The organism is Pedobacter sp. (assembly GCF_965279535.1).
Taxonomy (GTDB): Bacteria; Bacteroidota; Bacteroidia; order Sphingobacteriales; family Sphingobacteriaceae; genus Pedobacter.
Window position 1 is genome coordinate 2,243,574 of the sequence record NZ_OZ257244.1, and the last position, 12,181, is coordinate 2,255,754.

General features: G+C 39.6%; 11 protein-coding genes. 3 read left to right on the forward strand and 8 right to left on the reverse strand.

From position 1 onward, the window contains the following. Window positions 1-56: 56 nt before the first annotated feature. The 5 genes from ACQY77_RS08875 to msrA all read right to left on the reverse strand — a co-directional run bounded on the left by ACQY77_RS08875 (window position 57) and on the right by msrA (window position 4,523). Window positions 57-914 carry a DUF4440 domain-containing protein gene (locus ACQY77_RS08875; RefSeq protein WP_421938332.1) on the reverse strand — a complete coding sequence of 286 codons (858 nt, stop codon included), beginning with the start codon at window positions 912-914 and terminating at the stop codon, window positions 57-59. Between the two features lie 80 nt (window positions 915-994). Then, window positions 995-1,975, reverse strand: a complete 981-nt coding sequence (locus ACQY77_RS08880) for a M28 family peptidase (protein ID WP_421938331.1) — start codon at window positions 1,973-1,975, stop codon at window positions 995-997. Between the two features lie 56 nt (window positions 1,976-2,031). Further along, the gene (gene cysS / locus ACQY77_RS08885; protein WP_421938330.1) at window positions 2,032-3,492 is read right to left on the reverse strand and encodes a cysteine--tRNA ligase; all 1,461 of its coding nucleotides are present in this window, start codon (window positions 3,490-3,492) and stop codon (window positions 2,032-2,034) included. Between the two features lie 60 nt (window positions 3,493-3,552). After that, a complete protein-coding gene (locus ACQY77_RS08890; protein WP_421938329.1) occupies window positions 3,553-3,906 on the reverse strand; it encodes a VOC family protein in 354 nt (117 codons plus the stop codon). Window positions 3,907-3,923: 17 nt separating this feature from the next. Beyond that, entirely contained in the window at window positions 3,924-4,523 is a 600-nt protein-coding gene (msrA, locus tag ACQY77_RS08895; protein WP_421938328.1) for a peptide-methionine (S)-S-oxide reductase MsrA, read from the reverse strand. Between the two features lie 224 nt (window positions 4,524-4,747). Here msrA and ACQY77_RS08900 point away from each other — a divergent pair, with 224 nt between their 5' ends. The 3 genes from ACQY77_RS08900 (at window position 4,748) to ACQY77_RS08910 (ending at window position 7,816) form a co-directional block, all read left to right on the forward strand. Then, a complete protein-coding gene (locus ACQY77_RS08900; RefSeq protein ID WP_421938327.1) occupies window positions 4,748-5,710 on the forward strand; it encodes an isopenicillin N synthase family dioxygenase in 963 nt (320 codons plus the stop codon). Between the two features lie 91 nt (window positions 5,711-5,801). After that, window positions 5,802-6,653 carry a DUF6929 family protein gene (locus tag ACQY77_RS08905; RefSeq protein WP_421938326.1) on the forward strand — a complete coding sequence of 284 codons (852 nt, stop codon included), beginning with the start codon at window positions 5,802-5,804 and terminating at the stop codon, window positions 6,651-6,653. A gap of 629 nt (window positions 6,654-7,282) precedes the next feature. Then, window positions 7,283-7,816 (forward strand): hypothetical protein, encoded by a 534-nt coding sequence (locus ACQY77_RS08910; RefSeq protein WP_421938325.1) that lies wholly within the window; start codon window positions 7,283-7,285, stop codon window positions 7,814-7,816. 261 nt (window positions 7,817-8,077) lie between these two features. On the opposite strand, the gene ACQY77_RS08915 is transcribed toward ACQY77_RS08910, so the two are convergent. The 3 genes from ACQY77_RS08915 to ACQY77_RS08925 form a co-directional block, all read right to left on the reverse strand. After that, window positions 8,078-9,895, reverse strand: coding sequence for a serine hydrolase domain-containing protein (locus ACQY77_RS08915; protein WP_421938324.1), 1,818 nt, complete (start codon window positions 9,893-9,895; stop codon window positions 8,078-8,080). Then, window positions 9,882-11,513 (reverse strand): amidohydrolase, encoded by a 1,632-nt coding sequence (locus tag ACQY77_RS08920; RefSeq protein WP_421938323.1) that lies wholly within the window; start codon window positions 11,511-11,513, stop codon window positions 9,882-9,884. Before ACQY77_RS08920 ends, ACQY77_RS08915 begins: the two co-directional genes overlap by 14 nt. A 74-nt stretch (window positions 11,514-11,587) precedes the next feature. Next, window positions 11,588-12,151 (reverse strand): DUF4870 domain-containing protein, encoded by a 564-nt coding sequence (locus tag ACQY77_RS08925; protein ID WP_421938322.1) that lies wholly within the window; start codon window positions 12,149-12,151, stop codon window positions 11,588-11,590. Between the last annotated feature and the right edge of the window lie 30 nt (window positions 12,152-12,181).

Consider the following 12,181-nt stretch of genomic DNA (forward strand, 5'->3'; position numbering starts at 1 on the left):
TCTAAACAAAAAAGGGCTTTCGAAAAGAAAAGCCCTTTTTTATTCACATTAATCATCTATCTGTCAGCAGGTACAAATGCTTGGACGATTAAGTTCCAGCTGGCATCAGCAGCTTTTTCATATACAAAAACGTAGTTAAAGCTTTCTCTCAAATCAGCTTTGTAATCAATAGTAGCTATTCCATAAGTATAAGCTAAATCGCTACCAATTGCTTTATCTACACCTGTTGTTTTTAAGTTTACTTTGCTTACCATTCCATTAAAGAACGATAAAATTTTTCCTTTACCATCAATTGCTTCATTGCCTGGAAAAAGCAATCTGGCATCATTGGTTAAGAAACCTCCAAAAGCCGCAATACCATGCGTTTTAAGCATTGTATTTAAGGTTTTCTCTGTGGTTAATATAATGTCTCTGCCCGCTTTAATTTCTTTTTCATTTAAAAACTTAGGCGCTACATGATCTTTAGGCTCTACAAATTTAGGCGTTGTCTTAGCCAAAGGTTTGTTGCTGGTTGTTCCTAAATCCATAGCCAGTTTCCATCTGCCATTCTCAGGTTTCCAGATAGACAAATACTGACCGTATTTTTTCTCAGTCCCACCAATCTCATATGGTCCAGTAGTAAAACCCAAATCGCCACTGCGTGAAACTTTAGCCAGGTTTGGCTCCCAGGTAAGATCGGTTTCTTCTTTGGTTTGACTGGCATAAAAAGTTTTAGCATTAACCGGGTTTGGTCTAAAAACCAATGTATTGGCTGATGAATATTCGATATATGAATCCTTCTCGCCATTTTTAGCGATTGATTTTGCAAATTCTTTCTCTGCATTAATCAATGATTTGGTGGTTCCATCACTTTTTTGTGCGAATGCACCCAGGGTGATCAATAAAGCTACAGCAGTAGAAGATAGTTGTTTCATTGTGAGTTTAAGATATAGTTTTGGCGAATATAAAATTTTCTTTGTTGAACACTTTCAAAAGTAATTAACAATTACACATTTTATTTTTCTCTGTAAATGGTTTCCAACACGGTTTGTCCGGTCGCTTTTAAAGTGTTTTTATCAATATTGGCCAGGTTATCAAGCTGTGTATGCCAGTTGATGTAAAAACCGCTATTGTCATTGTAGTGGATAATATCTATTGAAGGTACGCCCGCTTTGTTCATCCAGAAATGGTCATCTACTAATCTACCACTTGGAATACTTACAAAATAAGAAGCATAGCCAATCTGGTTGCCAATTTCCCATACTTTATTAACTACATCCGGAGCTGATTGACGGGAAATTTCATCTTGTGTAAACTGTGCATTTCCACCACCAACCATGTCCAGATTGATGCCGTATTTTGCTTTGTAGCCCGTAGCAATGGCATTCTTAGCCCAGTACTGCGAACCCAGGCACCAGGTTGTTTCATCAGGGCTTTCATCATTGGCTTTACCATAGTCTTCCAAATCCCAAAGTGCAAAATCTACGCCCACATCAGGCTGTTTTTGCTGAATCTGGCGGGCCATTTCCAATATTACCGCTACACCACTGGCTCCGTCGTTAGCCGCATCAAAAGCCTGATCGCGCTTAGCCGGATCCGTATCCTGATCTGAAAAAGGACGTGCATCCCAGTGCGCCGAAATCAGAACGCGTTCCTTTTTTTCCGGACTAAAAGAAGCTAAAATATTTTTCAGCTGATAGCTTTTTCCATCGTATGTGCTGGTTTTTGCACCTTGAATTTGAACCGTTGCACCGAAAGATTTTAATTTCGCTACCAGATAATCTGCACATTTCTGGTGCGCTGTAGTCCCTGGAATTCTTGGTCCGAAATCTACTTGCGCCTTTGTATAGCTATAAGCACTATCAGCATCAAATACCGGCGAAACCAATTTTATCTCTTCAGTAGTTGTGCTTTCTTCAGTATTTTTCTTTCCGTTTTTACATGCCTGAAAACCGATTAAAGCCAGTAAAGGCAGTATTAAAAGTTTTTTATTCATAATAATCTAATTATTACTTCATAGGGTGGCATTTAAAGGCCACCCTATGAAGCCTATCAGGCCTTGCTCCAGGTTGTTCCTTCTTTGCTATCTTTCAATTGGATGCCTAACTCTTGCAATCCAATGCGGATTTTATCAGAAGTTGCGTAGTCTTTATTGGCTTTTGCTTCACTGCGCAGATTGATAACCATATCCAGCACACCGTTGAGATCTGTATTGCTACTTTCTTCATCTTTCAATCCGAGAATATCAAATACAAAATCGTTCATCAGTTGCTTAATCTGTTCTAAAGCCTCTGCAGAAATTTTTGCCTTACCGTCGTAAACAGTATTAATAATTCTTACCGCTTCAAAAAGCTCGGCTATTAACACCGGGCTATTAAAATCGTCGCTCATCGCGGCAACACACTTTTCTTTTAAAGCAGCAATATCAAAATCATTCTGTTCTGAAGGGCTTAACTTATCCAGCAAGCTCACTGCCGACATCAATCTTCTAAAACCTTTCTCTGATGCATCTAAGGCATCATTAGAGAAATCAAGCGTACTTCTGTAATGTGCCTGCAGCATGAAGAACTTTACGGTCATTGGGCTATATCCTTTTCTCAATAGGGGATGATCGCCCGAAAAAAGTTCTAATGGAAGAAAGCCATTACCTGCCGATTTAGACATGCGGGTGCCATTTACGGTCAGCATATTCGTGTGCATCCAGTAGCGTGCCGGCTGGTGATGGCTGCAAGCCTCACTTTGTGCAATTTCATTGGTATGGTGTGTAGCAGCTAAATCCATTCCGCCTCCATGAATATCAAATTCGGCCCCTAAATATTTAGCACTCATGGCCGAACATTCGATATGCCAGCCCGGGAAACCCATGCCCCATGGCGATTGCCACTGCATCAGTGTTTCGGGTTTGGCTTTGATCCAAAGGGCGAAATCCAGGCGGCCACGTTTTTCATCCTGACCACCCAATTCGCGGGTATTGTTCAGCATATCTTCGAGGTTGCGATTGGTTAGTACAGTATAGTTATATTCTTTACTGTATTTTTCTACATCAAAATAAACGTTGCCACCTATTTCGTAGGCATAACCATTCTCAATGATGATTTTAATCATCTCTATCTGCTCAATAATGTGGCCTGTTGCGGTAGGCTCAATGCTGGGTGGCAAGGTATTGAACATGCGCAATACATCATGGAAACCTAAAGTATATTTTTGTACAATCTCCATTGGCTCCAGCTGTTCAAGCTTTGCTCTTTTTGCAAATTTATCATCACCCTCATCCCGGTCGCCTTCTAAGTGACCGGCATCGGTAATATTGCGTACATAGCGTACCTTATAGCCCAAATACTTCAGGTAACGAAAAATAAGATCGAAAGAAATAAATGTGCGACAATTGCCCAGGTGCACATCGCTATATACGGTTGGACCGCAAACATACATCCCAACGTTGGGTGCGTTTAGCGGTTGAAAAAGTTCTTTTTTACGTGAAAGCGTATTATAAAGCTGTAAGCCAGTATTCATACTGCAAATGTAAGATTAAGTTAGAAAGTTGAAACGATTTAATGTCTAACTTCCGTAAATCTAATTTCCGGTGTGGGATAAAATATTGATCAACTTGCCAAAGGGATCGCGCACATAGAAACGCCTTACTCCCCAGGGCTCATCAGCCGGACCATATTCAATAGAAAAGCCGGCTAATATACACTTGCTCATTACTTCTTCGATGTTATCTACTTCTATAGATAAATCCGGAACTAAAGTCCCGGATCCACCTTGTGAGGCAAAACTTAACTGAACATCCATTTGCCGGTCAAGCCCGTAAGTCGTAATCCAGCCATGATCCATCAACATATTCAACCCCAGAATATCTGAATAGAATGTTTTCGCCTTTTGAATATCTGCAGTGGCAATATTCGCAACGATGCGTTTAACCATAAAAAGTTCTTAAATTATTAATTTTTAAGTTTGGCTTTAAAAATCTTCTCCAGCTTTTGAATTTTCGGCAGAATAACCAATCTGCAATAGGGCTCGCTACCATTTTTAAGGTAATAATCCTGATGATAGTTTTCTGCTACATAAAAAGGCTTGGCCGCCTCAATGGCTGTGACTACCTTTTTACCAAAAGCATTGGTTTTGTTCAGCTCTGCTTTATATTTTTCGGCCAGGGCTTTTTGCGCTGCATTGTGGTAAAAAATAACCGAACGGTATTGTGTTCCGGTATCTGCCCCCTGGCGGTTCAAAGTAGTTGGATCATGGCTTTTCCAGAAAACTTCTAACAAATCTGAATAACTGATTACTGCAGGGTTGTAGTTAATTTCCAAAACCTCTGCATGTCCTGTGGCTCCACTACATACTTCTTCATAGGTAGGGTTGGTAAGTGCTCCGCCTTCATAACCAGACCTCACCGAAGTAACACCTTTCAATTTTTGAAAAATGGCTTCTGTACACCAGAAACACCCCATACCGAAGGTTGCCTTTTCTGTTTTGTTGCCTTGTGCATTGGCTTGATTAAATGCCAGTAGGGTTAATATAATTAAAACTATCCTTTTCATTGATGTGTTGTATTTTGTTAGTTAATATTACGAAATAAAATACTTTATAGTTTCTGTTTCTGGAATGATGGATTTGTGATGACAAAGCTAAAGTATTGGATTTTAACTAAATTGTTAATAACTTAAAACATTCATAATCAAAAAACTAAACCCACCAAAAAGTTATCAACAAGCGTTATTAACAATTCTTTTTTAAATTCGTTTAACTCATAAAAAATAAAGATATGTCAACACCTTATATTCCATGTTTGGATTTAGGCTCGTACGTTAACGGTACTGAAGCTGAACGCAAAAAATTTTCTGATGAACTGGGAAAGGCTTTCAACGATTCTGGATTTGTAACGATAACCAATCACGGTTTGAGTCAGGAATTAATAGATAAACTATATGAAAACATAAAAGCAGCATTTTCCCTGCCTTTAGAAACCAAAAGGAAATATGAAAAACCAGAGTTGGCAGGTCAGCGTGGTTATACCAGTGCCGGAAAAGAAACCGCAAAGGGTGCAAAAACTCCTGATTTGAAAGAGTTCTGGCAAATTGGGCAAGAAGTTACTGATGGCGATCCGGTAAAGAATGAATATCCCGACAATGAAGTTTTAGAAGAACTGCCGGAATTCAATTCAGTAACAGGAGAAATTTATCGCAAACTGGAAGATAATGGAAAACAATTGCTTCGTGCCATTGCAACCTATTTAGAATTGCCTATCGATTATTTCGATAAACACGTACACAATGGCAATTCGATTTTAAGGGGTATTCATTATTTTCCTATCGAAAATCCGGAAAGCATTCCGGACGATGCTGTTCGCGCAGGCGCACATGAGGATATTAATCTGATTACTTTATTAATTGGTGCAAGTGCCGACGGTTTAGAAGTTTTAACCCGCAGTAATGAGTGGTTGCCAATTAAGGCGCATCATACTGATATTGTAGTCAATGTAGGCGATATGTTGCAACGTTTAACCAACAATAAATTAAAATCAACCACGCACCGTGTGGTTAACCCTCCGCGCGAGTTAATGAAAACTTCGCGGTTCTCTGTTCCATTTTTCTTACATCCGCGCAGTGATATGGACTTAACCAGTTTATCTTCTACCATTGATGCAGCGCATCCGAAAGTGTACAGCGATATGACGGCAGGTGAGTATTTAGATGAGCGATTGAGAGAAATTGGGCTGAAGAAATAATCTAAAGTCAACAGGCTCAAGTCTGGAATTTATTGATCTAAAATATGATAAGCATCGGGATATTCTCGATGCTTTTTTGTTATTTTAAACCATGTATGCTACTCATTTAGAAGTTTTCGCAGAAATTCAAGGTATCGGCGCTGCCTCAGGGCTATTCTTAGCTTCCAATTCCCTCTATATTATTGGTGATAACAGCGGGTATCTGAATGAGTATTACATCAACAGCAAACAGCTCAATAAAATTCAGATTTTATCTGGTGGTTTGAAATCGCTTGACAACATCCCCAAACCTGAAAAACCAGATTTCGAAATCCTTTGCCCCTTTGGCGATGAACTATACGCTTTGGGATCGGGTTCTACCAACAACAGGAACCTGGGGGTTATATACCAGCTCAAAAGCCAAAAAATTACCAGGATAGATTTGGGCTTACTGTATCAAAAATTTAAATCTACCGCACAAATCACTGACGAGAATTTGAATCTGGAAGGGGCAGTTTTTACGGGTAGCGATTGGTTATTTTTTAACAGGGGAAATGGAGCTGAGGCCAAAAATGGTATATTTCTAATGAAGGGCAGAGATTTAAGCCAGCCGGGGGAGATTGACTTCTACCCCATTAAACTACCAAACATTAATCATGTTGAATCATCTTTTACAGATGCAACCATCGTGAATAAGGAGATATTTTTTATTGCTACAGCAGAAGATACCCGATCAACCTATCACGATGGTGAAATTTTAGGCAGCTTTATTGGGAGTATTAACCTGGAAACCTTGAAGCTAAACTTCAGCACTAAAATTCCCGGCAACCATAAGTTCGAGGGGATTACTTTTTATCATGAGGATGAAAGAAAAATAGAATTTCTGCTTTGTGAGGATCGGGATAGCGAAGAGCTGAAGACAACAATATATAAACTTAGTTTAGTACAAAAATATAAGGGGTGAGATTTTACCAATAGAAATTGTAACATATTTTTATGATACACCAAAAAATGTTACAGCAAAATATGTTACAGTCGTGTAACATGTTTTTATGATACAGAAAAAAGTGTTACAGCAAAATATGTTACAAGGTGAAACAAATTATCTTAAGTTGAGTCGGAAGCTTAAGTTCATGCTGTGAATAAACCACCCCACCATTTCTCTTTCCTACGCTTCCCCCCTTGAAAAAGGAGAGAGTTGCAAACGCCTAACCTGGATTAAAAGCTTTCCGTGTTTCCGTGCTTATTGATTGTATTAACCACCAAGGCACGAAGGCACAAGGAGCTTTATATGTGTAAGAAATATTAATATGGTTGGTGGGGACACCAACCATTAGAAAAATTTGGTACTCCGAGACACTTTAACTATCATTTGAAGCACTTTTTGTAATTATATTTCGGGGATTAATTTTTTGTTTGCAACTTGCACATGCAGATTAATAAATAATTATTTTTTCACCATTAATTCAGAGACCAAAGCGAAAATTATTTTTTCACGATATTCCCGGATGAGCGTTTAGGAAACGCATTGCCAATTCTCTGAAAAGAGTTATTTGTTAGTCTGCAGCGTCCGGGAACTTTTATTTAAATGTTATGCAGACTAACAAAAGTAAAAACCAAACCGCACCGCTCCCTATTCAGGTTGAAGCTGTAAATCAATTCCATCAAGTTATTGAGTCGTATTTTGACATCAATAATTTAAAAGGAATTAACGGAGTACTTATCGAACTAGTTAGTGCCGTTACAGGACCCGATCCACGTGTTGGGAAACATGCCCCTATTCACATTGCCGGCACACTTACCGATGTACGCAATACCATTAACCTGATTAGCAAAGCTAAGGTATTGGTAAATGAGCCATCCTTTAAAGACTATACCCAAAACTTAGCCTACAACTTACAAGCGGTTGGTAGTTTTGATACGGATCACCTTTCAGATTTATTGTACACTGCTTTAGATTGCTACATATTTCAGGAAGATAACTTTGAAGGAGCAACTTTACAATTTGCCAGTGAAATAACTGCAACATTTAAATTCATTTATGATTGGTTAGTTGAATGTGATGCATGGCTTAAAGTTTCAACTGTAAATGAATCACTAAATCAGGAATTAGTAATCAGCGGCTGAGCCCTTTACACCATGATGTTATTATTTTTCTGGTGGTTGGTGGATGTAATTTATCATGATCATAACAACCACCCCTGCCACTTCACGCACCTCCCACCCCCTCCTTGAAAAAAGGAGGGGAGTTGCGAACGATATAAACTTGAATAAAAGCTTTCCGTGTATTCTTTGTTTCCGTGGCTGATTGATTAATTGCATTACGCTCCAGAACGAATATCTCTGTGTGCTTCGTGCAAATCTCTTTTTTCTCTGTGGTTAATATCCTCACCTCTTCGATTCATCAATAGCTTTAATCACCACATCCTGAATTCTTCCCCTGATTTTAAGGTTGGATAATTTATCGGTAACGGTTGGATTAACCCTGTTGGATAAAAATATATAAACCAGGCCTCTTGACGGATCTACCCAAACGCAGGTACCGGTATATCCGGTATGACCATAAGTTTGCGGCGAAGCCAGTTCTGATGGATAATGTTTGGTTGTATCCGGATCCCAGCGATCGAATCCTAAACCTCTTCTGCTTACATTGGATTGTTTAGAGGTAAACATATCTACCGTTTGTGGTTTAAAGTACTCCTGACCACCGTAAGTTCCTCTATTCAGCAGCATCTGATAAATTATGGCTAAATCATTCGCGCTTGAAAATAATCCGGCATGACCTGAAATCCCTCCCGCTAATGCGGCTCCCTGATCGTGAACATAACCAACCAATAATGTTTTTCTGAAATACTTATCATCCTCAGTAGGTACAATCTGCTCGGGTTTAAAACGGTTTCTTGGTAAGAAGCCGGCAGTTTGCATGCCCAGGGGCTTGTAGAAATTCTCGTAAGTGTATTGGTTTAATGGCTCTTCGCTGATGTGCTCTACAATATCTTTCATCACATACATACTGATATCGCTGTACACGTATTTGCCACGGGTTTTAATGGGCGAATTCAGCATTTTAGGCCACATAAAATTTTTAAAGAAATCCTTCTTAATATAATAGTTATCGGCCACTTTGGTGGGATAAGCTGCAGAAGAATCACGGCTGTAATCGCCGGTTTTCACATAATCGTGAAAAGGGATGTAGGGAATAAATCCCGCCTGATGCAGCATTACCTCACGTACCTGGATGTTATTCATAGGCGAAGTTCTGGCTTTTGGAATATAGGCTCCAATGTTGGTGTCTAACTTCAGCTTCCCTTCTTCGAAAAGGCGCATTACCGATGGGGTTGTAGCCGTAACTTTAGTTACCGAGGCTAAATCAAAAATATCGGTTACTTTATCGGGAGCATTGGTATCATAAGTGTGGGTACCATAAGCTTTATTAAAAATTACTTTACCATCTTTAGCTACCAGCACCACTAATCCGGGAGTAGCTTTCTGACTAATGGCTTCAGAAGCAATTGCATCTATTTCCCTTAATTGATTGGAATTTATACCTGCATCCTCGGGCACCGTGTATTTCAAACGGGTGGCCTGGGTTACAAAACCTGATCCGGCAGTATATTTTGCCGAAAAAGCAGTAGTTAACTTATTGGTAGCAGCAATACCTCCAAAAATATATTGCGGAATGATGGCCGCTGCATCGGCACTGTTCTGTCCTGTCCAGATAATGGGCGCCTTTAGTAAATCGAAAGCTTTCAGACCCGGTCCGTTACCGAAGTAAGCAATGATAACCGATTTATTTTTACTGATGCTGTTAATGAAGTTTACGTACTTTATTTTGTTTACATTTTGATCATCAACGCTAACAATAACGGTATTAAAATACTTTAACTCATCTTCCAGGTCGTTCAGGTTTACACTGTCGCGATAGGCATCTGCAGAGAAAGAGGTAACCTGATCATATTTATTAGCCAAGCTATCAAAAACCGAACTATAGGCAAAACTAAGCCCTACGGATGCAATATTTTTCTTATCTAAAGCTTTTAGCGGAATAACAGCATCCTGGTTATTCAGTAAAACAGTAGTTTGAGTGATGCTATTGGTAATGGATAATTTTTTCTCGTTTTGGGTATGATCCTGTGCACAAGCCGCCAGGCATAAAACATTAAAGAAACTTGCTGCAGCAATAATGAACAATCTATTTCGCTTCATATACTTTTTCTCCGTTCAGGTAGGTTTTTAAAACTTTGGTTTTTAATATGTTTTGTGGTGATGATTTTAAAATATCGGTATCCAGTATAACAAAGTCGGCAAGTTTACCAACTTCTAAGCTGCCTTTTTCCTTTTCTTCAAAATTGGCTTTCGCTGCCCAAATGGTCATACCTTTCAATGCTTCTTCAGGTGTGAGTGCATTCTCCATTTTAAATCCGCCTTGCGGAAAACCTTTGGCATCTGCCCTAACCGTTGCAGCATAAAACGTTAAAATCGGGCTAATGTTTTCAACGGGGAAATCTGTACCCAGAGGAATCCAACCATTTTGCTTAAGCAATTGTTTGTAGGCATAGGCATCTTTTAAGCGTTGTGCACCTAAACGTTCTCCTGCCCAATACATATCAGAAGTAGCATGGGTAGGTTGCACGGAAGGAATGATACTGGCTTTCCCGAAAAGATCAAAATCCAGATGGTTTACGACCTGGGCATGTTCTATCCGCCAGCGCTTATCATTTTTCCCTTTTAAAACGTTATTGTAAATCTTAAGCATTATCCTATTGGCAGAGTCACCAATGGCATGCGTACACATCTGAAAGTTATTTTTAGCAATCTGGCCGGCAATTTCTTCAAAATGTTTTTTATCACTAAGCAGGAAACCACTCTTTTCTGGCATATCTGTATAAGGTTTCAACAAGCAGGCCCCGCGCGACCCGAGGGCTCCATCTGCATACACCTTAAATGACCGTACATTTAATCGCTCGGTTTTGATTGCCCCCCTCCCAAAAAGATATTTAAAATTTTCTGCCTGATCAGAAAGCATGATATAGAGGCGCATTTTGAGTTTTTTATCTTTTTGAAGCTTTTCGACAAATTCAACGGCACGCCAATCCAAGCCACAATCATCAATGGTTGTTAATCCTGCAGCAAAACAATTTTGTTCGGCATCATGCAGAATTTTTTCTGCCAAGGTTGCATCAGGGCTTGGAATTTTATGCTCTACAAGGGCCACAGCATTATCGATGAGCACACCCGTAAGCTTTCCGTTCTTTACAAGCATATCGCCACCAGTTAAAGCCCGGGCTTGTTTAATCCCCGCTTCATCCAGGGCCTTTTGGTTGGCCACAGCGGCATGACCATCTACACGGTTTAAAAAAACCGGACGGTCAGGAAAAAGTGCATTTAATTTCTCATTGGTCGGAAAGGCTTTATCTGCCCAATCATTTTGATCCCAACCATTACCAATCAGCCAGCCATCGGGATGGGTCTTAGCAAAATCAACCAGCTTCTGGCAAACTTCTTCCCATGATTTTGTCCCTCTTAAGTCGGCAGTTTGCAGGCTTTGTCCGTAACCAAAAAAGTGCGCGTGGGCATCAATAAAACCAGGGTAAACGGACTTTCCATCTGCATTGATCTCCTCTTTTGCCTGGAACTGGCGCCTGATCTCTTCAGTTTTACCAACAGCTATAATTCTTCCGTCTTTTACGGCAAAGGCCTCCAGGGTATCAAAATTATTATTCACCGTATAAACCTTTGCATGGTAAACAATTACATCTGCTTGTTTTTTATTGCAGGAGGAAAATATAATCAGCAGCAAAGCAGCGAATAAAATGGATTTCATATGGATAAAGATAGAAAAATGTCCTTACTCCCTTTAACTGAAGCCACAAATTACTCTGTAATAATTTTGGTGTACTAAATCTTAAAAAAAGGAATGGCCGGCTGATAAAATACAGTTTTGGATTGCGCTGTGCGGATGAGGTTGATCAGGATAAAAATCAAATTCAGCATGTATAACAATGCGATACAGGATAACAGATATGGAAAGTAACCTCCTAAATGCAAAAATTTGCCGAGAACAGCAAGCACGTAAATCGTAAATGTAAGTATACCCCAGGTTGCCTGGAAATTCAATACGCGTTTAGCGGTTTGATCTTCATAATCTGTACGATCCTTTTTCAGAATCCAGATAAACAAGGGCAAAAGAAGTCCCAATAATGGAAAAGCTATAAATCCCAGGGCAGACAAATTAAAAACATTGGCCCTTCCCTGTCCACCCCGGTATTCGCCAAGGGTAAAGGTATCCAGCTCGACTGCTAATGCCTCTGCAAGCTGTTTTAGGGTATGCCCTCTGGGAATGGTTTCATCCTGCTCAATTCTTTGAATCGTTCTTAAGCTAATGCCAGATTGCTGAGCAAGATCATCCTGACTAAAGCCTTTTTGACTTCGCAGTTGTTTAATTTTATCGCCTAATTTCATTTTGTGTTAACATGTGTTGCAAAGGTAAAT

Coding starts and splice junctions, on each gene's coding strand:
- ACQY77_RS08925 (WP_421938322.1), bottom strand. CDS start 12,151: ATGAAATTAGGCGATAAAATTAAACAACTGCGAAGTCAAAAAGGCTTT.
- ACQY77_RS08915 (WP_421938324.1), bottom strand. CDS start 9,895: ATGAAGCGAAATAGATTGTTCATTATTGCTGCAGCAAGTTTCTTTAAT.
- ACQY77_RS08875 (WP_421938332.1), bottom strand. CDS start 914: ATGAAACAACTATCTTCTACTGCTGTAGCTTTATTGATCACCCTGGGT.
- ACQY77_RS08880 (WP_421938331.1), bottom strand. CDS start 1,975: ATGAATAAAAAACTTTTAATACTGCCTTTACTGGCTTTAATCGGTTTT.
- ACQY77_RS08890 (WP_421938329.1), bottom strand. CDS start 3,906: ATGGTTAAACGCATCGTTGCGAATATTGCCACTGCAGATATTCAAAAG.
- ACQY77_RS08900 (WP_421938327.1), top strand. CDS start 4,748: ATGTCAACACCTTATATTCCATGTTTGGATTTAGGCTCGTACGTTAAC.
- cysS (WP_421938330.1), bottom strand. CDS start 3,492: ATGAATACTGGCTTACAGCTTTATAATACGCTTTCACGTAAAAAAGAA.
- ACQY77_RS08905 (WP_421938326.1), top strand. CDS start 5,802: ATGTATGCTACTCATTTAGAAGTTTTCGCAGAAATTCAAGGTATCGGC.
- ACQY77_RS08920 (WP_421938323.1), bottom strand. CDS start 11,513: ATGAAATCCATTTTATTCGCTGCTTTGCTGCTGATTATATTTTCCTCC.
- ACQY77_RS08910 (WP_421938325.1), top strand. CDS start 7,283: ATGCAGACTAACAAAAGTAAAAACCAAACCGCACCGCTCCCTATTCAG.
- msrA (WP_421938328.1), bottom strand. CDS start 4,523: ATGAAAAGGATAGTTTTAATTATATTAACCCTACTGGCATTTAATCAA.